Consider the following 21423-nt stretch of genomic DNA (forward strand, 5'->3'; position numbering starts at 1 on the left):
AAAAAGCCCTCGACCAGAGGACTGGGTCGAGGGCTTTTTCGGGCTTGGAGCCTTCAGGCTGTCTGCTGCGGAGGCAGCTGGTCTTCTGTCGTGTGCTTGTCCACTGCCGCAGGAAGCAGCTGTGCAATAGCCGGAAGAATGGTTGCTGCCGGAAGACCTGTCTTTGCGACAATCATCTGAATCTGCTCGTTCGTCAGTAGGTTGCGGAGTTCATCCGTGGTGATGGGCAGGTTCTCGCCATTGCCAATCCAGGAATGGATCTTTTCATCAAGGCCTGCGCTCTTCGCCTGTGCAATGAGCATGTTCAGGCCTTCGCCCTTGAGCATATCCCCAAAGCTACCGCCCAGCTTGTCGCCGAGTTGGCCGCCAAGGGCGCCCATGGCCTGATTCACGATGTTACCGAAAAAGCCGCTCATGGCGCATGTTCCGTTTTTGGTGCGGCCTGAACGCCGCTAGGAGAAAAAAGGGCCGAGCCAAAATGATCGGCCCGGCTTTAAATCAGGACGCCCGTTTTTTGTTCAGTTCCTGAGGAACTTCGACGTCAATTTCGAGCATTGAACAGCCACTGCCACGGTCGACCTTGATCTTGACCTTGTCCTGATCGACGGCGACGTGGCGTGCGATGACTTCCATGATTTCTTTGTGAAGCTGCTTGATCAGGTCTGACTCACCTTCCTCACCCGCGCCACGTTCGTGAGCGAGAAGAATCTGGAGGCGATCCCGTGCGACAGCGCTACTGGACGTCTGCTGACGTTTTGCGAAGAGGTTTGCGAGGAAGCTCATGCCGCACCCTTCTTGCCAAGGAGCCAGTCAAAGAAGCCACGCTTCTCGACCGGGATTGAAACTTCAATCTTCTCACCAGCCAGACGACGTGCGGCTTCGAAATAGGCGCGTGCCGGGAGGCTTTCCGGAGAGGACAGGGTGACAGGAGCGCCAACGTTGGACGCCTTCAGAACATCATCGCTTTCCGGCACAATACCAACCAGCGGGATGGACAGGATTTCCAGAACGTCTTCAACGCTCAGCATTTCCTTGCGGGCAGCGCGGATCGGGTCATAGCGCGTGATGAGAAGGTGCTTTTCAATCTTCTCGCCGCGCTCGGCCTTTTCGGTCTTGCTATCCAGCAAGCCGATAATGCGGTCTGAGTCACGTACGGAGCTGACTTCAGGGTTCGTCACGATGACCGCAGCGTCAGCATGGTACATGGCGAGTTGCGCACCGCGTTCAATGCCGGCCGGGCTGTCACAGATAACCCAGTCAAACTTCTCGCGAAGTTCTTCCATGACGCGGGCTACGCCTTCTGACGTCAGCGCGTCTTTGTCGCGCGTCTGGGAGGCCGGAAGAATGGACAAGGTTTCGCAGCGCTTATCGCGGATCAGGGCCTGGGACAGTCTTGCGTCGCCCTGCACCACGTTGATGAGGTCAAACACAACGCGACGTTCTGCGCCCATCACCAGATCAAGGTTACGCAGGCCAACGTCAAAATCCACCACAACGACGTTCTGGCCGCTCTGCGCGAGTGCGGCGCCGAGAGCGGCGGTCGATGTCGTCTTGCCGACGCCACCCTTGCCTGAGGTGACAACCAGAACCTTGGCCATGAATACTCCAAAAACTGCTTCTGTGACGTAATGCCGCCCGTTGTGCGGAACCCGCGCCTGATGCCTTATCCTATGGGATAGTAAAGCCTTACGGCAACACGGGAATAAGGGCTGTTTCGTGGCATGAGGTCACTTTCTTGCAGTTCCTGCCTCCGGATCAGCGCGGAAGAGGCAAAACGCGGACCCGGTCCTCATCCAGAAGGACCTGTGCGGGCTGGCCGAAAATCGCAGCGTCAATGTCTTCCGTAACGGCGTAAAAGCCATCCAGAGCAAGGAGTTCAGCCTCCATTCTGGACGCAAAAATTCGCGCTTCAGACTTGCCGCCGACACCGGCGATCGCGCGACCACGTAACGAACCGTAAACGTGGATAGAACCTGCTGCAACGATCTCTGCTCCTGATGAAACGGAGCCGATAATGATCACGTCGCCCTGCATGTGCTGGATGCACTGTCCTGAGCGGATGGCACCATCGAGGATCAGCGTTTGCCCGCCTGCGGGCGCCGCGACGGCTGTTGCATCCGCTGCGGCCCCTTGATCGGGAAGCTCCACTTCGCCGGAAGGGCGGCCGCCTTCGAAGGAGGCAGGCCAGTCCCACCCCGAGACAGCCGGCCATGAACGATCACCCCCTTCAATGCTGATGATCCGCACGCCACGTCTGCGGATATCTTCCAGGAGGGTTGGTAGGCCCTGTGTTTCTTCCGAGAGAAGTCCGAGGTCGAGAATCACCGGCTTTCCGCTGAAAAGGCCGCCGGAACGGACGACCTGCTGATCCAGGCCAGCCAGCCAGAGGTTCAGGGGAGCCTCCGGTGACAGGACCAGCGCCAGAAAAGAGCGGCCGCGGGCACGGATGCGCATCGGGGAGGAGGCGTGAGAAGCGGATGCGGTGTCTGACATCGGAAAATTCGTTGGCCCTGTATGGAAGCAATGACGGAGGCTCTTGTGAGCGCGTAATGGCTGACTTAGAACATGAAGAATGCGTATCCTGCATCACCTTCCACTCTCCCCGCAATGCCGTCTTGTCCGGCTTGTGCTTGGCGAGAAGAGACTGCCCTGTGAACTCGTGATCGAACGGGTGTGGGAACAGCGCGAGGAATTCCTTGCTCTGAACCCTGCTGGTGAGGTTCCGGTTCTTGTTGAAGAGAACGGGCTTGCCGTACCCGGCGCCCGCGTCATCTGCGAATATCTGGATGAAGCCTATCCGGATACACCCCTGCTTGGCCGTACGCTTGCCGAACGTGTCGAAGTCCGTCGATTGATGGACTGGTTTGAGACCCGTTTCGGGCAGGAAGTGACGCGCAACCTGCTGGGCGAGAAAGTTGACAAGCGGTTGTATGGCCGTGGTCACCCGGACGGAAACGTCCTGCGGGCCGGTTACGGCAACATGCGCTTCCATCTGGACTATATCGGCTGGCTGGCAGAAACGCGGTCCTGGCTTGCGGGGCCATCTATTTCGATGGCTGACTTCGCTGCTGCTGCGCATCTCTCGGCGCTGGACTTTATTGGGGATGTGAACTGGGCAAAGGCGCCGGCCGCCAAGGACTGGTATGCTCGGGTGAAGTCCCGTCCGTGTTTCCGCGGCCTTCTGACTGACCGGATGAGTGGCATCACGCCGCCTGGTCATTATGCGAATCTGGATTTCTGAGCGGGAGCTGTCCGTGACATTTGATGTGGTGGTCCTTGGGGCTGGTGCGGCTGGCCTCATGGCTGCTGCAACAGCGGGACGTGGTGGTGCGCGTGTACTGGTTCTGGATCACGGGTCCGAACCTGGACGCAAGATCCTGATCTCGGGCGGTGGGCGCTGTAACTTTACGCATCTGGAGACGGGGCCAAACTGTTTTCTGTCCCAGAACAAACATTTTGCGCGCTCGGCGCTGGCACGTTACACCCCGCGTGATTTCGTGAAGTTGGTGGATCGCTATCAGATTGCCTGGCACGAGAAGGCCAAGGGGCAGTTGTTCTGCGATGGGTCTGCCCGTCAGATCGTGGATATGCTGGTGTCTGAATGTCAGGATGCTGGTTGTGAAGCGCGGATGGAGACCCGGATCACGGATGTCGAGGCCGATGCGGACGGCTTTGTCGTTCGCACGGATGCAGGGGATGTTCGAAGCCGTTCTGTGATTTTGGCGACCGGCGGTCTGTCCATTCCCAAACTGGGCGCTACGGACCTTTCCCTGCGGATCGCACGATCCTTCGGTTTGAAAATTGTCCCGACTGCTCCTGCTTTGGTGCCGTTGGTCCTGGATGATGCGGACCCTTCTCTGGCGGGTGTGTCTCTGGATGTCGTCACAACTTGTGGGAAAAAAGGGCCTCGCTTTGCCGACGGGATGGTTTTTACCCATCGTGGGCTGTCAGGCCCGGCCATCCTCCAGATTTCCTCTTATCTTGAGGCAGGCGGCACGGCTCATATTGACCTGATGCCGGGGCGAAATGCGTTGGAGGTTTTGCTGGCGATCAAGAAGGCACGTCCGCGCGCGCTTCCTCCCAGCCTGCTTGAAGCGCTCCCCGCGCGTCTGGCGAAAGAGCTGGCTGGCGGCCTTGGAGACGTCATGCTGGCCAATCAGCCGGACAAGAATATCAAAGCGCTCGCAGAACGTCTGTCCCGATGGGAGGTCCGTCCTTCTGGAACGGAAGGGTACGCAAAGGCCGAAGTTATGCGCGGAGGGATCGATACGAGCGGTCTGTCGTCCCAGACAATGGAAGTGCGGGACGTCCCGGGGCTGTATGCGATTGGTGAAGCAGTGGATGTCACGGGGTGGCTCGGTGGCCACAATTTCCAGTGGGCCTGGTCCAGCGGTGTTGCTGCAGGGCAGGCTGCTGCTGCCCGTGTGTAGGCTGGGGCGCCACAGGATTGCCATATCAGCATAGGATGCCCGCAACTGATGAGCGGAAGATCCGTTTTGCGCTCACATGAATTGTTTTGAGAGGGTCATGTTGATGTCTGGTTCTATTCGCCGTTCAGCCCTGCGTGCTGTTGCAGGCCTTTCATTCCTAGGATTGGGTGCGTGCGTCGGAACGGCCGCGCCGGGCCCTGTTAACCCGTCAGCGCCGGTCGCAGGGTATGGCTATACCTGCAAGGCCGGAATCTACACCTGCAAGATGCCAACTCAGGTTCCTTTGGGCACCTCCTGTTCCTGTCCGGGACTGGGCGCTGCAAGCTACGGCAACATCCATCAGCCCTGAGGCTGCCAGGATTGGACATGAGGTCCTAAGGGGCTAGAACCGCGCCATGCAGGATGGGAGTTCCGGTATGGTGCAGTTCGTTCCATGGATTATTGCAGCAGTGGCTCTCGTGGTGGCTGCCTTGGCGTTGTTGCGTGGTAATAGCAGGGACGTCGCCCGCCTTCTGGACCGTGAAGCCGATGAGCGTGCGCGGGATGCGGACTATCAGCGGGCACATCTGGCCGAGGTTGAGCGTGTCCTGTCCGGTCGGATGGATGCTCTTCGGCTTGAAACCAGTGAAAAACTTGGTGATCTCGCGCGGCGCGTTGGGCAGGATCAGGCTGAAGGGCGTGTTCTGCTCTCTGATGCGTTGCGAGAGATGGCACAAAGTCAGAACGAGCAGATCGAGCGGATCCGTCTGGCCGTAAATGAACAGTTGCACGGTGCTGTCGAAAAGCAGATGCAAACCAGCTTTCAGCGCGTGGTTGAGCAGTTCAGTGCGATGCAGAAAGCTCTCGGTGAGGTCACAAGCGTGACGGCCCAGATCGGAGACCTCAAGCGTCTGTTCTCGAACGTCAAGACGCGCGGCGGCTGGGGCGAGGCGCAGTGCCGGGCTATTCTGGACGATATTCTTCCGGAAGGGAGCTATGACACCAACTTCCGACTGGGAGACAGCGGAGAGTCGGTAGAGTTTGCCATTCGAATGCCTGTGAAAGGGCATGTTGCTCCCCGCCTGGCGATTGACAGCAAATTTCCTACGGAGGCTTACGAGCGCCTTTTGAATGCATCAGAGCTTTCGGATGCATCGGCTGAAAAGGCTGCAAGGCGCGAGCTTGAAACGGCGATCAAATTCGAGGCGCGCAAGATCGCGTCCAAGTATATCCGGCCACCTGTCACGGTTGAATTCGCCGTCCTGTATCTGCCGACGGACGGTCTTTATACCGAAATTGCCCGGATGCCCGGCGTTATTGATGAAATTGGGCGGTTGTATCGGGTGATTGTCATGGGACCGTCATTGCTACCTGCCATGCTGCGTACGGTTCATCTCGGTTATGTGACGCTTGCGCTGGAAGAGCGGACAGAAACCATTGCAAGCCTGCTGGGCGCGACACGGCAGGAAATGCTTCGGATGGATCAGGTTCTTGAACGATTGCAGCGTAATGCCGGTACGATGGGAAACACGATCGAAGAGGCGCGCCGCCGAACCCGTGTTCTTGGGCGTCGCCTGAGATCGCTGGATGGTATTGATAAAACGGATGAGGAGCAGGACGAGATTGATAGTCTGGAAGCTTAAGACTGATTTTAATTGGATGACAGGATATATTCCCGCATGTGACAGTTATGAGCATGATGCCCGTACCTGAGCACGAGGCGGTCTCCCGCCCGATTGAGCCTGTCATTCGTCTCCTGCTGATTGAGGATGATGAAAGTATTGCGTCGGAAGTCTCCGAGGAGCTTAAGACGCGCGGTTATGATGTGACGTGGGTCGATAACGGCATTCTGGGCCTCGAAGCTGCGCAGTCCGGTCAATACGACCTGATGGTCGTTGATCGTATGTTGCCTGAGATGGACGGCCTGAGTGTTATCGAGGCCCTGCGTCGCCAGAAAATCACGCTTCCAGTTCTGGTTCTTTCCGCATTGTCCGCAGTTGATGACCGTGTGAATGGCTTGAAGGCGGGCGGTGACGACTACCTTACAAAGCCGTTCGCCATGGAAGAGCTTGCGGCCCGGTTGGAGGCCTTGCTGCGGCGTCCCACGGATAGCCGTGTAACGGTTCTGCGGGTTGGCCCGCTTGAAATGGACCTGATTGAACGCAAGGTGTCTCGCAGTGGCCGGGACGTTGAGCTTCTGCCGCGTGAGTTCCGTCTTCTGGAATACATGATGCGCCGCCCGGGCACCGTTCTGACCCGAACGATGCTGCTTGAGGACGTTTGGAACTACCGCTTTGTGCCACAGACCAATCTGGTGGATGTGCATATCGGCAAGTTGCGCAGGAAGATCGATCTTCAGGGCGAAACGCCGCTGATCCATAGCATCCGGGGCGCGGGGTTCAGTCTGCGTGTATCGGACTGACATTTTCCGGACGGCCACGTTCCGGCTGACACTGGCGTTCGTGGTGGCGATGATCGGCGGCATCACGATGCAGTTCCTGCTCGTCTATGCCCAGATGAACGGTTACGAAAGTGCTCGTTCCAGCGATCTGCTCCGACGTGAGGCAGCACTTCTCGTTCAGGAGACACCTGAGCGTCTGGAAGACGTCGTCCGGGAACGAAGCAAGACGGACCTGCGCGTCATTTTGAATGGCGCTGGCCTGTTCGATCTAAATCACAACCGTATTGTTGGTGACATTCGGCGTTGGCCTGAAGGGCTGGAGGTCTCCAACCGGACGCGTCGGCTCAAAGTCGCGCCGCCGGGGGACACGCCTTATGAGATGCGATATCTGGCGATAGAAGTTCCGGGGCCGGGTGGCGGAGCAGGCGATCGGATTCTGGTTCTTGCCCGCTCCATGCATATGGCGGATGAGCTTCGGTACATCATCAAGCGGGCTGCGCTGATCTCACTGGTGCCGATGGTGCTGTTTGCGCTGCTGGCGGGATTGTTTCTCAGCCATCGGGCTTTGGCACGGGTGAAGGAGATGCGGCAGGCCATTGAACGGATCATGGCGGGCGATCTGCATGAGCGTTTGCCCGCCGGGCGCGAATGGGATGATATCGAGCGTCTTGCAGGCGCCGTGAACCGGATGCTGGATCGGCTTGAACATCTGCTTGATGAAATTCGCGATGTTGGCAACGATATTGCGCACGATCTTAGGACCCCGCTGGCACGTGTGCGGGCGCGGTTGGAACGAGCGCTCTCCTCGTCAGATGATCCTGTTCACCTCAAGTCCATTATTCTGCGGGCCACGCAGGATCTGGATCAGTGCTTTTCGGTGATTACGGCGCTGCTACGTATCGGTGAAATTGAGAACGGACGTCGGCAGGCTGGTTTCACGACGATGGATCTGTCGGAGCTGGTTGCGGGTATCGCAGATCTCTATGAGCCGATTGCCGAGGCTGGTGGGTTGGCTCTGAGTGTGGAAGGCGCCGATCGCGCGATCCCCCTCTATGGAGATATGGATCTCCTGAACGAGGTTCTGGCAAATCTCGTGGACAACGCCATCAAGTTCACGCCTCCAGGCGGGGATGTTGGGTTGATGGTCGGGCAGGACGAGCAGGGCTGCGCCTGGCTTCAGGTTCATGACACGGGCATCGGGATTGCGGAGGAAGAGCGGGGCGCCGTACTGGGGCGATTCTACCGTTCAGACAAAAGTCGTCACATTCCGGGAAGTGGTCTTGGTTTGAGTCTTGTATCTGCAATTCTGCATTTGCATGGGGCAACGCTGAAAATCAGTGCGTTCCGGCCCAATCAGGAACTGGCAGGATCAGTATTTACGATTCATTTTTCAGGGCGCAGTGGCTCCGATCGTAGTGCCAGTATTACATGACATTTCTGTTTCATGCCTGAATCCGGTCTTTCTTAAATTCAATTTTGCTTGTCGCACTTCCTGTGTCCGGTATGACTTGTCTCAATTTAAAGGGGACGCCCGTTGAGACTGAAAAAGACTGACGTAATCGCGCAGCTCCGATCATCCAGGAACGGGAGCATCGCAGACGCATGAATGCCATCGTCGTAACGGCCCTCAAACGGCCTTATACGTTCGTTGTTCTTTCGATCATGATCCTTATTTTTGGGGTCAGGGCGATTGTTTCGACGCCGACGGACGTTTTTCCTTCAATCAAGATCCCTATTGTTGCGATTGTCTGGTCCTATACTGGGCTCATGCCAGACGATATGTCGGGTCGTATTGTTTATTATTACGAAAGATCGCTAACAGCGACTGTCAGTAATATCGAGCATATTGAGAGTTCGTCTTACTATGGCCGTGGCATCGTCAAGGTCTTCTTCCAGCCAGGAACGAATACTGCGGTTGCGCAAACGCAGATTACGTCTGTTTCCCAGACGGTCATCAAGCAGATGCCGACCGGGGCGACGCCGCCGCTGATCATTGCGCTGGATGCGTCTTCCGTCCCGGTTCTGACGTTGCAGGTCAATAATTCGACCATGTCCGGGTCGGAAATCTACAACATGGCGTCTAACCTGATTCGCCCGGCGCTTGTGCCGGTCGCGGGGGCGGCCATTCCGAATCCATACGGTGGTCTTGCGCCGGACATCATGGTCGATATCGACCCGATCAAACTTCAGGCTCACCGTCTTTCACCCGAAGACGTTGCGAATGCGCTGAACCGCCAGAACATTGTTCTGCCGGCTGGTGATCAGAAGGTCGGGTCCATTGACTGGATGGTGAAGACCAACTCGACCCCGCTTGATCTCTCGGTCTTCAACAAAATGCCCATCAAGCAGGTGGGGAACTCCGTTATCTACCTGCGAGATGTCGCGTGGGTGCATCGAGGGGGCCCTCCCCAGATCAACGCTGTTCTGGTGAAGGGACAGCAGGCCGTTCTGATCGTCATCCTGAAAAGTGGTGACGCCTCGACCCTGTCTGTCGTCGCGGGCGTGAAGGCGCTTTTGCCTCAGATCAAGGCTACGTTGCCCGCGGGCACCACTCTGAACGTACTGACGGACGCGTCAGGCTTCGTGAAAGAGTCGGTTTTTGACGTGGTGCGTGAGATGATCACCGCTGCGATCCTGACCAGTCTGACAGTTCTGCTCTTCCTCGGTTCTTGGCGCTCTACCGTCATCGTTGCGACGTCCATTCCGCTGGCCATGCTCTGTTCATTGATCGGCCTCAGTATTGCGGGGCAGTCGATTAACGTCATGACACTGGGTGGTCTGGCTCTGGCTGTCGGTATTCTTGTCGATGACGCGACCGTCATGATTGAGAATATCGATGCCCATCTTGAGATGGGGAAAGAGCTTGAAGACGCCATTATTGATGCAGCCAATCAGATCGTCATTCCGACATTCGTGTCGACAACCTGTATCTGTATCGTCTGGCTGCCGCTTTTCGAGCTGACGGGCGTTTCTGGCTGGCTCTTTATGCCGATGGCCGAGGCCATCATCTTCGCGATGATTGCGTCCTTCATTCTCTCACGAACACTCGTCCCGACAATGGCGAACTGGCTGCTTCCGGCACAGGTGAAGATGCACCGCGATCCGGAGTGGCATCATCGTAAGCCAGGCATTTTCGGCAGGTTCCAGAGAGGCTTTGAAGCCCGGTTTACGAGCTTCCGCGAGCATTACAAAGGCATCCTGTCGGGCCTGATTGCTATTCGTGGCCGATTTGTTGCCATGTTCCTTCTGGCGGCTGTGGCGTCCATGGCTCTGCTGTTGTTCGTCGGGCAGGATTTCTTCCCGGAAATCAAATCCGGTACGCTTCAGATGCATATGCGCGCACCGGTTGGCACGCGTATTGAAGAGACAGGCAAAATCGCTGGCCTCGCAGAAAAGCGCCTTCGGGAGATCCTGCCGGGTCAGGTCGAGAATGTCGTGAATAACTGTGGCTTGCCGTTCAGTCAGCTGAACCAGGCCATGGTGCCGTCACCGACAACGGGTGCGCAGGATTGCGACATCACGATCCAGCTCAAGAATGATGAGAGCCCTATCCCGGAATACCGTCAGAAAGTCCGTAAGGGTCTGACAGATGCGTTTCCTGGAACAATCTTCACGTTCCAGCCGGGCGACATGACCGCCAAGATCCTGAATTTCGGCCTGCCAGCGCCGATTGACGTTCAGATTTCGGGCCGTGATCTGCAGAACAACTTTGCCTTTGCAACGCATTTGGCCAAGAAGCTGCGTCATATTCCGGGTATCACGGACGTATCCGTTCAGCAGCCGATGACCCAGCCAACGTTGCTGATCAACAATCGTCGAAGCTTTGCACTGGGAACAGGCATCACACAGCGGGACGTTGCGTTGAATGCTCTCGTCACGCTGTCTGGTAGTGCGCAGGTGGGGCAGACCTACTACCTGAATGCTCAGGGGACGTCCCAGCTTATCGATGTGCAGACACCTGCGAACTATCTTCAGACTATGAATGATCTGGAAATCGTTCCAATCGACAAGGGCGACGGCAATCCGACCAACCAGAACCCGCAGATGCTGGGTGCCCTGAGCGAACTGGTTCAGACCGGTACGCCTGCGGAAATCTCACATTACAACATCATGCCGGTCTTCGATATTTACGCAGCTCCAGAGGGGACGGACCTTGGCACCCTGTCGCGCGCAGTGAACCGCGTCGTTGATGGAGAGCGTAAAGACCTGCCGCACGGATCAACTCTTGTGGTGCGCGGTCAGGCTGTGACCATGAATGATGCCTATGTGCAGCTGATTGGCGGCCTCGCCCTGTCCATTGTTCTTGTTTACCTGATTATCGTGGTGAATTTTCAGTCCTGGCTTGATCCGTTCGTGATCATTACGGCGTTGCCGGGCGCGCTTGGTGGTATTTCCTGGAGCCTGTTCCTGACCCACACGCCATTGTCTGTGCCGGCATTGACTGGTGCGATCATGTGTATGGGAACGGCTACCGCGAACGCCATTCTTGTTGTCTCGTTTGCGCGAGAGCGGCTGGATCACCACGGTGATGTTCTGCTGGCGTCTCTGGAGGCGGGATATGAGCGTATCCGCCCGGTTCTGATGACAGCGCTTGCCATGATGATCGGCATGATTCCGATGTCGATCAGTAATTCTTCGAACGCTCCGCTGGGTAAGGCCGTGATTGGTGGCCTGCTCATCGCAACAGTGGCAACGTTGCTGTTCGTTCCCTGTGTCTTTGCCCTAATGCATTACAAGCGGCCTGCTGGGCCTGAAGGAGACCGCGCGTGACCCACCCGACACAACAGGGGCAGACGCCTCAGGGAAACCGACAGGAAAGTGGATCACCCGTGCGGAACAGACTGATTCTTCTTGGTGTCGTGGTGGTTGCCATTGTGCTGGCTGCCTGGGGTATCGTTGAAAGAGGCGTGCACTATCATTCGCTCAGCGGTGTGACTGAAGAAGCAGCCATTCCGCCGGTAACACTGATTTCTCCGCAGCCTGGGCCGAAAACGCGTCAGGTGGATCTGCCTGCCAATCTGGCGGCCTGGTATGAAGCGCCGATTTACGCTCAGGTCTCCGGCTATGTGAAAATGTGGTACAAGGACTACGGCGCGCATGTGAAGCGTGGTGATGTTCTGGCTGAAATCAATACGCCAAGCATTGATGCCCAGTTCCAGGCGGCCAAGGCGCAATATAACGTCAAACTGGCGCGCTATAATCTGGCCGTTATCACGACTCAGCGCTGGACTGCTCTGAAGGGGACGCAGGCTGTTTCCCGGCAGGAAGTGGACGTGCAGGCTGCAAATGCAGCGGCACAGAAAGCTGAACTAGAAGCTGCCGAGCATGAAGTCGAGCGTTTTCAGGCGCTGGAAGACTTTAAGAAAATTGTCGCTCCATTCGATGGAATCGTGACGTCACGTCTGGTGAACGTTGGTGACTATGTGAATGCAGGGGGTGGAAACGTGAATTCGCGCGGAACAGCCTCAGAGCTGTTTTCGGTGGCAGATGTTCATCGGATGCGCGTTTTCGTCTCTGTTCCGCAGGATTTTGCGAGCGTTATTTCGCCTAAAATTACGGCTGATCTGTCTGTTCCTCAGTATCCAGGGCGCCGCTTCCGCGCCACGTTCCTGGCAACGGCAAACGCGTTCAATGCGTCTACGCGAACTGTGACGACAGAGCTGACGATCGGGAATGAGGACAATCTTCTCTGGCCGAATTCCTACGCAACGGCTCATATCGCTGCTCCCGGAAATCCGGACATTTTGATTCTTCCTGAGGGCGCTATCATTTTCCGGGCCCAGGGAATGCAGGTTGCCAAAGTTATCAACGGACATGTCCATCTGGTCAGCGTGACCGTTGGCATCAATTTTGGGACGACTGTGCAGATCCTGAGTGGTGTGACGAAGGATGACCAGCTTATTGCCAACCCGACCGCTGATCTGCTGGAAGGGGATGAGGTTCGTGTTGTGCCAACGACACCGGGCTATAACATTCCGACCAAGGCTCAGCAGGAAGAGGACCAGAAATCTGTGCGTTCGCATGATGCCAATCCGGATGAGGCTGGATCCCGTTGATGAGATTGACTGATCGCAAGCGCGGATATTTCTCCAGGCCTCGCCGTCATGTGGCGACGGCTTTGGCTGGTGTCCTGTCCATCGGTCTGGCGTCCTGCAACCTGGCGCCAGAGTACCATCCTCAGAAATTCCTCTATCCGGAAGGCTGGGAAGGGAAGGGGGTCATGGGCAACGCCCGTCCTGCGGATGATGCACTCCGCAGTGACTGGTGGACGATGTTCAAGGACCCTATCCTGAACGAAATGGAAACGCGGATGCTGCAGGTCAATCCGGACCTGCAAGCCGCAGCGGAAGCCTTTACCCAAGCCCGGGACGTTGCGCGCGAGGCGGAGAGCAAGCTCTATCCGCAGCTCACGGGTGCAGCTCATATGAGCTATAACAAGGGCTCGGTCGGGCGGCTATATAACAACCCGAGAACTAGTTCGTCGCTCGTCTATGAGTCAAATCAGGCTTATAGCGGCGCTGCAACCTGGGAGCCAGATTTCTGGGACTCCATCCGTAACTCAACACGGATGGAGAAAAATCTCGCTCAGGCAACGGCCGCAGAATATGCGTCCGCCAAGCTGAGCCTGGAGGCGGAGCTCGCCAGCGATTATATCGCGTTGCGGGGGCTTGATGCCCAGAATGCGGTTTATGAAGACTCAATCCATTACTTTAAGGCCGCAGTAGAAATTACGGAGCTGCGTCAGGCTGGTGCTATTGGCGCGGGACTTGACGTTTCGCGTGCCCAGAATCAGCTGTTTTCAGCCATGGCCGCTCAGAGCACTCTGGTTGCAGACCGGCGGGTGATGGAAAATGCGATCGCCGTGCTACTGAATACAGCGCCTGCGGGTTTCCATATTGCGCCAGTTCGCGACGTGAAAATGCGGTTTGGTGTCGTGAAGGTAAATCCGGGCTTCCCGTCGTCGCTGCTGGAGCGGCGTCCGGATATTGCATCGGCTGAACGACATATGGCCGCAGCCTCCCGGGCGATAGGCATATCACGAGCAGCGTTCTATCCGCATATTACGTTGAGCGCAGATGGTGGCTTTGAGGATGGCGGGTTCGATCTTGCCAGTGTCTCCCGGGCATTCTGGAAAATTGCAGTTCAAGCTGTGGAGCCAGCATTTACGGGTGGATTAAGGCGTGCGGCCTTGCAGCGGGCGTGGTCTCAATATCGGGCTTCGGTTGATGACTATCGCGGCGTCGTCCTGTCGGCTTTTCAGGACGTGGAAAACGGTCTGACCCAGAGCGGGCAATACAAAATTGCTCAGGACCAGCAGCAGAAAGCTGTTGAGGCCGCACTGCGGACGCAGAGCATGACCATGGCGCTCTACACAGGTGGATTGTCGAATTACCTGGATGCTCTTGTGGCGCAGCAGGATGCGCTTCAGGCGCGGCTGGGGCTGGTTCAGACGCAGACGTCACAGATACAGGCGACAGTCCGTCTTGTGCGCTCTTTGGGCGGCGGATGGGATGTCAGTGAGCTTCCAGGTGTGAAGCAGATCGATCCGTTTGGTGCGTTCCAGTATGAAGGATTGCACAAACCGGCACCTGTGGCAGGAATTGATGCTCATGAGTCTGCAGCTGACAACGATCTGAGCGGAGATAAAGGGGCGAAAAATGTCCGCGGAGGGTTGACGCACTAGGCTAAACCAGTCTAGGGGACCGCCTCACTTCGAACGCGGGAGGGGGCGGCTGTGTCCGACTCCGTTGTCACCGCGGTTCGGGAACGACAAACAGGGGAGTCCCGGATATGGCCAAAAAAGTTGTTGGCTACATCAAGCTTCAGATCCCGGCTGGTAAAGCCAACCCGTCTCCGCCGGTAGGTCCGGCACTGGGTCAGCGCGGCCTGAACATCATGCAGTTCTGCAAAGAGTTCAACGCGAAGACGCAGCAGCTTGAACCAGGTATGCCGATCCCGGTGGTTATCACCGCGTATGCAGACCGTACGTTCTCCTTCATTACGAAGACCCCGCCGAACACGTACTTCCTTCTGAAGGCCGCCAAGATTTCCAAGGGCAGCCAGACGGTCGGTAAGGCTGCGGCTGTTGGCTCCGTGACGACGTCTCAGCTTCGCGAGATTGCTGAAACGAAGTTCAAGGACATGAACGCCAACGATCTCGATGGCGCCGTGCGTATGCTCGCAGGCTCCGCGAAGTCGATGGGCCTGAACGTGGTGGAGGGCTGATATCATGGCCAAGAACAAGCGTCTGAATGCTGCGCAGGCAACTGTCGAGCGCAACAAGCCATATGCCCTTTCCGAAGCTGTTGCTCTGGTGAAGAGCAACGCCAAGGCAAAGTTCGATGAGACCATCGAAATCTCCCTGAACCTCGGCATTGACCCGCGTCATGCTGATCAGATGGTTCGTGGTCTGATCTCCCTGCCGAACGGCACGGGCAAGACACTTCGCGTTGGCGTGTTCGCACGTGGTGCCAAGGCTGAAGAAGCTCTGGCAGCCGGTGCAGAAGTTGTTGGTGCAGAAGACCTGGCTGAAAAGATCCAGGCTGGCGAAATCGCTTTCGACCGCTGCATTGCAACGCCTGACATGATGGCTCTCGTTGGTCGTCTCGGTAAGGTTCTTGGTCCGCGTGGCCTGATGCCGAACCCGCGTCTCGGCACGGTAACGATGGACGTCAAGGGTGCGATCACGGCTGCCAAGTCCGGTCAGGTTGAATATCGCGCTGAAAAAGCCGGTATCATCCACGCTGGCGTTGGTAAGGCTTCTTTCGATGAAGCCAAGCTGGTCGAGAACATCAAGGCTCTGGTCGATGCCGTTCAGAAGGCTCGTCCGTCTGGCGCCAAGGGTACCTACATGAAGAAGGCAGCGCTGTCTTCCACGATGGGTCCGGGCGTCCGCGTTGACGTGTCCTCCTTCGAGGCTTGATTGAATTGAGGGCTTTCTGTAGAAAGCCCTCAACAAGGAATGACGCCATGTTTCGGCATGGTGGCGTAGGGGTAATTCGTTCGCGAATTGCTTCCAAACCTGTCCAAGACCGCACGTAGCACCTCTGGTGCTTTAAATGCTCCCTTCGTGGAGTGGCGAGCGTCAGGCGGGGCGCCAGTGTTTCAGTGGCTTTGCCAGGATGCACTGGGTTCGCTCACTTCTGTGGACAGGCGAGCGGGGTATTTTCCGGAAACGGGGGTATCCCATGGGTAACTTGGTCCGGATCGTTCCGGACTGACGAGGAGACAGGTTTTGGACCGTACGGAAAAGCGGGCCTTTGTCGAGTTCCTCGCCGATGTGTTCAACAGCACGTCCATGGTTGTCGTCACCCAGAACAAGGGTCTGACGGTTGCTGATGTGACGGAGCTGCGTCGACGCATTCGTGCGGCAGGTGCGACATATAAGGTTGCGAAGAACCGGCTGGCCAGCCGCGCTCTGGATGGGACCCAATTCGACGGCATCGCGCCGCTGCTCAAGGGGCCAACGGCCCTGGCTTGGTCTGAAGACCCGGTTGCAGTTGCAAAGGTGATCGTCGAGTTCGCCAAGACGAATGACAAGCTTGTAGTGCTCGGTGGCTCCCTTGGTTCCCAGACGCTTGACGTCGCTGGAATCAAGACACTTGCCGAGCTGCCGTCTCTGGACGAACTGCGTGCGAAGCTGGTGGGTATGATTCAGACCCCCGCTACGCGTATCGCAGGTGTTGTTCAGGCTCCGGCAGGCCAGCTTGCTCGCGTCTTCGGCGCCTATGCCAAGACCGGCGAAGCCGCCTAAGAGTAAAATCAACGCTGCGGCGTAGATTTGAACCCAATCAAACAGTGCATCACGTAGGATAAGACCATGGCCGATCTGGCAAAGATTGTTGAAGAGCTATCCGCTCTTACCGTTCTCGAAGCTGCTGAGCTTTCCAAGCTTCTCGAAGAGAAGTGGGGCGTTTCCGCTGCTGCTCCAGTAGCTGTTGCTGCTGGCCCGGCTGCTGCTGCAGCTCCTGCTGAAGAGCAGACCGAGTTCACCGTTGTTCTGGCCGCTGCTGGCGACAAGAAGATCAACGTGATTAAGGAAATCCGTGGCATCACGGGCCTGGGTCTGAAGGAAGCTAAGGACCTGGTTGAAGGCGCACCGAAGACCGTCAAGGAAGGCGTGTCCAAGGACGAAGCCGAGAAGATCAAGAAGACCCTGGAAGACAACGGCGCCAAGGTCGAAATCAAGTAATCAACTTGATCGGGTCGTTTCCTCTCTGAGGAGGCGGCCTCTGCGAAAGCAGACGGATAGGGCGGGGATCGCATGCGGTTCCCGCCCGATTTGCCGTTGCTGGAAATAAGAGTATAATACGCGGCTCGCTACGTATTGAAATTACTGAAAGCCGGTCGTTCCGGTCGTCCGTGTCGTGTCAGGCGTTCGTCTGACAATGAAATCCCGGGCGACTCGAAGGTCTGGTGCAGAGGGCAAGATAGATGAACGCGATCACCAAATCGTTCACGGGACGCAAGAGGATCCGCAAAAGCTTCGGGCGCATTCCCGAAATTGCGCCGATGCCCAATCTGATCGATGTGCAGCGCGCGTCCTACGAAGCGTTCCTGCAAATGAACGTGAGTCCTGACAGCCGTCAGAACTCCGGTCTGCAGGAAGTCTTCCGTTCGGTTTTTCCAATCAATGACTTTGCTGGTCGCGGTCGTCTGGACTTCGTGTCTTACGAGTTCGAAGAGCCGAAGTATGACGTTGAAGAGTGCATTCAGCGCGGTCTGACATTTGCAGCTCCGCTGAAGGTTATCCTCCGTCTTACGACTTGGGATATCGATGAAGACACAGGTTCACGCTCCATTCATGATCTGAAGGAACAGCCGGTTTACATGGGCGACATGCCGCTCATGACCAATAACGGCACCTTTATTATCAATGGTACCGAGCGTGTCATCGTTTCTCAGATGCATCGTAGCCCGGGCGTCTTCTTCGATCATGATAAGGGCAAGACGCATTCTTCGGGCAAGTATCTTTTTGCTGCCCGTGTGATTCCGTATCGTGGTTCGTGGCTGGACTTCGAATTCGATGCAAAGGACCTGATTTACGTCCGCATCGATCGTAAGCGTAAGCTTCCGGTTACGACGCTGCTTTATGCTCTTGAGGGCGCGAACTATATCGCCCAGCGCGAAGAGAAGATTGCAGAAGGCGGCGATGTCGAAGGTCTAGACATTCGGGGTATGGATCAGGATGAAATCCTGTCCTACTTCTACGACATGGTCACCTTTACCCGCATGGGTGATGGCTGGGCACGTCCGTTCGAGCCTGATGCGTTCCGCGGCCAGAAGCTGCTGAGCCCGTTGGTTGACGCTGATACCGGTGAAGTCGTTGCTGAAGCCGATGCCAAGCTGACAGCGCGCATGGTTCGCAAGATTGCTGAAAAGACCCGTGTAGTTCAGGTCGGTCGCCTTGACGTTCTTGGCTGCTATCTTGCCCATGATCTCATCAATGAGAACACTGGCGAGATCTACGGTGAAGCTGGTGAAGAGCTGACGGAAGACCGTCTGGCAGCACTTGAAGAGCTGGGAATTACAGAGCTTCCAACGCTTTCCATCGATGGTTCGCACGGTCCTTGGATCCGTAACACGCTCTCAGTTGACAAGAACACGAGCCGTGACGAAGCACTGATCGATATCTATCGTATCATGCGTCCAGGCGAGCCGCCGACCAAGGAAACCGCTGAAGCGATGTTCCGCGGTCTGTTCTTTGACCAGGATCGCTACGACCTTTCGTCTGTTGGTCGTGTCAAGATGAACATGCGTCTTGATGTAGACGCCCCGGACACCCTGCGCGTTCTGCGCAAGGAAGATATCCTGCGTACCATCAAGATCATGTGCGATCTCAAGGATGGTCGTGGCCAGATCGACGATATTGATAACCTTGGTAATCGTCGCGTTCGCTCCGTCGGCGAACTGATGGAAAACCAGTATCGCGTTGGCTTGCTTCGTATGGAGCGTGCCATCCGCGAGCGCATGGGCTCCGTCGACATCGACACGGTCATGCCGCATGATCTGATTAACGCCAAGCCTGCGGCTGCTGCCGTACGTGAGTTCTTCGGCTCGTCGCAGCTGAGCCAGTTCATGGATCAGACAAACCCGCTTTCTGAAGTGACGCACAAGCGTCGTCTTTCGGCGCTTGGCCCGGGCGGTCTGACCCGTGAGCGCGCAGGCTTCGAAGTTCGTGACGTCCATCCGACGCATTACGGTCGTATCTGCCCAATTGAGACGCCTGAAGGCCCGAACATTGGTCTGATCAACTCGCTTTCGACCTATGCCAAGGTTAACAAGTACGGCTTCATTGAGACACCGTATCGTCTTGTGAAGGACGGCATTCTTCAGGATGGCTGGAAATATCTTTCCGCCATGGAAGAAGAGAAGCTTGTTGTTGCCCAGGCCGATGCGAAGCAGAGCGCTGATGGCCATCTGACAGACGAACTGGTCTCGGTTCGTAAGTCTGGTGACTTCCGTGTTGTTCCGCCTGAGCAGGTTACGGCTTGCGACGTATCACCGAAGCAGCTTGTGTCTGTTGCTGCGGCTCTCATTCCGTTCCTTGAGAACGATGACGCGAACCGCGCCCTGATGGGTGCGAACATGCAGCGTCAGGCCGTTCCACTGGTGAAGGCTGATGCCCCACTGGTTGGTACGGGCATGGAAGCAGCTGTTGCACGTGACTCTGGTGCGACAATCGTCGCCAAGCGTGACGGTATTATCGACCAGATCGATGGTGCCCGTATCGTGGTCCGCGCGACCGACGATGCTGGTGCAACTCAGGGCGTCGATATCTATCGCCTTCGCAAGTACATGCGTTCGAACCAGTCGACCTGCATCAACCAGCGCCCGCTGGTGAAAGTTGGCGATACGGTTCATGCTGGCGACATCATTGCTGACGGTCCGTCCACGGAACTGGGTGAACTGGCTCTGGGTCGTAACGTGCTCGTCGCGTTCATGCCTTGGAACGGTTACAACTTCGAAGACTCCATCCTGATTTCTGAGCGTATTGCTCGTGATGACGTGTTCACCTCGATTCATATCGAGGAATTCGAAGTCATGGCTCGTGATACGAAGCTGGGTCAGGAAGAAATTACGCGCGACATTCCTAATGTCGGCGAAGAAGCTCTTCGTAACCTTGACGAGGCTGGCATTGTTTATGTCGGCGCAGAGGTCAATCCGGGCGACATTCTTGTTGGTAAGGTGACACCAAAGGGCGAAAGCCCAATGACGCCAGAAGAGAAGCTTCTGCGTGCCATCTTTGGTGAAAAGGCTTCTGACGTTCGTGACACGTCTCTGAAGCTTCCACCCGGAACGACCGGAACGATCGTTGATGTTCGTGTCTTCTCGCGCCGCGGCGTGGACAAGGACGAGCGTGCCATGGCCATCGAACGCGCTGAAATCGAGCGTCTGACGAAGGACCGTGATGACGAGCGTTCCATTCAGGAGCGTAGCTTCCACAACCGTCTGCGTGAGCGTCTGGTTGGTGAAGTGGCCGGAGCAGGCTTCAAGGGGATCCGTGCAGGAACGCCGATCACAGTAGAGGTGCTTGATGAGCATCCTCGCGCTGCATGGCGGAACGTCACGGTTGCTTCTGACGAAGTCACCGCCGAGCTTGAGACCCTGCGTTCAGAGTTCGACGAAGCTGTTCGCCTCATTAACTCTCGCTTTGAGAACAAGGTCGAGAAGCTTCAGCGTGGTGATGAACTGCCGCCTGGCGTGATGAAGATGGTCAAGGTCTTCGTCGCTGTGAAGCGTAAGCTTCAGCCTGGCGATAAGATGGCCGGTCGTCATGGTAACAAGGGTGTTGTCTCCCGCGTTGTGCCAGTCGAGGACATGCCATTCCTGGAGAACGGACAGGCGGTTGATATCGTTCTGAACCCGCTCGGTGTGCCGTCTCGTATGAACATCGGTCAGATCCTTGAAACCCATCTGGGTTGGGCATGTGCCAATATTGGCGCAAGCATCGGGGAAATGGTCGACGAGTATCAGCGGTCTGGCGAACGTAAGCAGGAACTGCTTGATCGCCTGCGTGATGTCTATGGCGACGAAGTGTTCGAGACGGATGTGGCAACGCTTCCTAACGAGCAGCTTGTTGAGCTGGCCAATAATCTCCGTAAGGGCCTGCCAATTGCTACGCCTGTTTTCGATGGGGCTTCCATCCCTGATATCGAAAACATGCTGGAGAAGGCTGGCGTTGATAAGTCTGGCCAGTCCCAGCTGATCGATGGTCGTACAGGCGAGCTGTTCGAGCGTAAGACGACAGTTGGCTACATCTACATGCTGAAGCTGCATCACCTTGTCGACGACAAGATCCATGCACGTTCGATCGGTCCTTACTCGCTTGTTACGCAGCAGCCGCTGGGTGGTAAGGCGCAGTTCGGTGGTCAGCGCTTCGGTGAGATGGAAGTGTGGGCACTTGAGGCGTATGGCGCAGCATATACGCTGCAGGAAATGCTGACGGTGAAGTCGGATGACGTGTCCGGCCGTACCAAGGTTTATGAGGCGATCGTGCGTGAGCAGGATGACTTCGAGGCCGGTATTCCTGAGAGCTTCAACGTTCTGATCAAGGAACTGAAGTCGCTCGGTCTGAATGTCGAACTTGAGCAGGGCGCCGCTTAATTGGCG

General features: G+C 56.6%; 17 protein-coding genes and 1 pseudogene. 14 read left to right on the forward strand and 4 right to left on the reverse strand.

All coding sequences use genetic code 11. The annotated features are described in order from the left end of the window. Nucleotides 1-53: 53 nt before the first annotated feature. From GCE01_RS12580 to minC, 4 genes and pseudogenes are all read right to left on the reverse strand, one after another. Nucleotides 54-425, reverse strand: a pseudogene (locus tag GCE01_RS12580) (YidB family protein); the annotation flags it as partial. Nucleotides 426-498: 73 nt separating this feature from the next. Further along, entirely contained in the window at nucleotides 499-783 is a 285-nt protein-coding gene (gene minE / locus GCE01_RS12585) for a cell division topological specificity factor MinE (protein WP_046901160.1), read from the reverse strand. Next, on the reverse strand, nucleotides 780-1598 hold the full coding sequence (gene minD / locus GCE01_RS12590; protein WP_099213172.1) for a septum site-determining protein MinD: 819 nt from the start codon (nucleotides 1596-1598) through the stop codon (nucleotides 780-782). The genes minE and minD overlap by 4 nt, the downstream gene beginning before the upstream one ends. Nucleotides 1599-1755: 157 nt before the next feature. Beyond that, entirely contained in the window at nucleotides 1756-2493 is a 738-nt protein-coding gene (gene minC, locus GCE01_RS12595) for a septum site-determining protein MinC (protein WP_099213173.1), read from the reverse strand. A gap of 79 nt (nucleotides 2494-2572) precedes the next feature. Here minC and fzlA point away from each other — a divergent pair, with 79 nt between their 5' ends. From fzlA to rpoB, 14 genes are all read left to right on the forward strand, one after another. After that, entirely contained in the window at nucleotides 2573-3241 is a 669-nt protein-coding gene (fzlA, locus tag GCE01_RS12600; protein WP_046901163.1) for an FtsZ-binding protein FzlA, read from the forward strand. Between the two features lie 13 nt (nucleotides 3242-3254). Further along, complete coding sequence (locus GCE01_RS12605) at nucleotides 3255-4430, forward strand: BaiN/RdsA family NAD(P)/FAD-dependent oxidoreductase (RefSeq protein ID WP_099213273.1); 1176 nt, start codon at nucleotides 3255-3257, stop codon at nucleotides 4428-4430. A gap of 97 nt (nucleotides 4431-4527) precedes the next feature. Beyond that, nucleotides 4528-4779: a hypothetical protein gene (locus GCE01_RS12610; protein ID WP_232309210.1), complete on the forward strand. Its 252-nt coding sequence runs from the start codon at nucleotides 4528-4530 to the stop codon at nucleotides 4777-4779. Nucleotides 4780-4825: 46 nt separating this feature from the next. Continuing rightward, the gene (locus GCE01_RS12615) at nucleotides 4826-6052 is read left to right on the forward strand and encodes a DNA recombination protein RmuC (protein ID WP_099213174.1); all 1227 of its coding nucleotides are present in this window, start codon (nucleotides 4826-4828) and stop codon (nucleotides 6050-6052) included. Nucleotides 6053-6099: 47 nt separating this feature from the next. After that, on the forward strand, nucleotides 6100-6831 hold the full coding sequence (locus GCE01_RS12620; protein ID WP_086632943.1) for a response regulator transcription factor: 732 nt from the start codon (nucleotides 6100-6102) through the stop codon (nucleotides 6829-6831). After that, nucleotides 6818-8242: a sensor histidine kinase gene (locus GCE01_RS12625; protein ID WP_099213175.1), complete on the forward strand. Its 1425-nt coding sequence runs from the start codon at nucleotides 6818-6820 to the stop codon at nucleotides 8240-8242. Before GCE01_RS12620 ends, GCE01_RS12625 begins: the two co-directional genes overlap by 14 nt. A 170-nt stretch (nucleotides 8243-8412) precedes the next feature. After that, nucleotides 8413-11580, forward strand: a complete 3168-nt coding sequence (locus GCE01_RS12630) for an efflux RND transporter permease subunit (protein WP_099213176.1) — start codon at nucleotides 8413-8415, stop codon at nucleotides 11578-11580. Nucleotides 11581-11639: 59 nt separating this feature from the next. Continuing rightward, nucleotides 11640-12866 (forward strand): efflux RND transporter periplasmic adaptor subunit, encoded by a 1227-nt coding sequence (locus tag GCE01_RS12635; protein WP_046901168.1) that lies wholly within the window; start codon nucleotides 11640-11642, stop codon nucleotides 12864-12866. Next, nucleotides 12866-14494, forward strand: a complete 1629-nt coding sequence (locus GCE01_RS12640) for an efflux transporter outer membrane subunit (protein ID WP_174694846.1) — start codon at nucleotides 12866-12868, stop codon at nucleotides 14492-14494. The genes GCE01_RS12635 and GCE01_RS12640 overlap by 1 nt, the downstream gene beginning before the upstream one ends. Before the next feature lie 107 nt (nucleotides 14495-14601). After that, nucleotides 14602-15036: a 50S ribosomal protein L11 gene (rplK, locus tag GCE01_RS12645; protein ID WP_046901169.1), complete on the forward strand. Its 435-nt coding sequence runs from the start codon at nucleotides 14602-14604 to the stop codon at nucleotides 15034-15036. A gap of 4 nt (nucleotides 15037-15040) precedes the next feature. Beyond that, entirely contained in the window at nucleotides 15041-15733 is a 693-nt protein-coding gene (rplA, locus tag GCE01_RS12650; RefSeq protein ID WP_046901170.1) for a 50S ribosomal protein L1, read from the forward strand. A gap of 312 nt (nucleotides 15734-16045) precedes the next feature. Further along, on the forward strand, nucleotides 16046-16564 hold the full coding sequence (rplJ, locus tag GCE01_RS12655; protein WP_046901171.1) for a 50S ribosomal protein L10: 519 nt from the start codon (nucleotides 16046-16048) through the stop codon (nucleotides 16562-16564). A 66-nt stretch (nucleotides 16565-16630) separates the two neighbouring features. After that, nucleotides 16631-17002 (forward strand): 50S ribosomal protein L7/L12, encoded by a 372-nt coding sequence (rplL, locus tag GCE01_RS12660; protein ID WP_064275059.1) that lies wholly within the window; start codon nucleotides 16631-16633, stop codon nucleotides 17000-17002. Nucleotides 17003-17244: 242 nt separating this feature from the next. After that, complete coding sequence (gene rpoB, locus GCE01_RS12665) at nucleotides 17245-21417, forward strand: DNA-directed RNA polymerase subunit beta (RefSeq protein ID WP_099213177.1); 4173 nt, start codon at nucleotides 17245-17247, stop codon at nucleotides 21415-21417. Nucleotides 21418-21423 lie beyond the last annotated feature (6 nt).

The organism is Gluconobacter cerinus (assembly GCF_002723935.1).
GTDB classification, from domain to species: Bacteria; Pseudomonadota; Alphaproteobacteria; order Acetobacterales; family Acetobacteraceae; genus Gluconobacter; species Gluconobacter cerinus.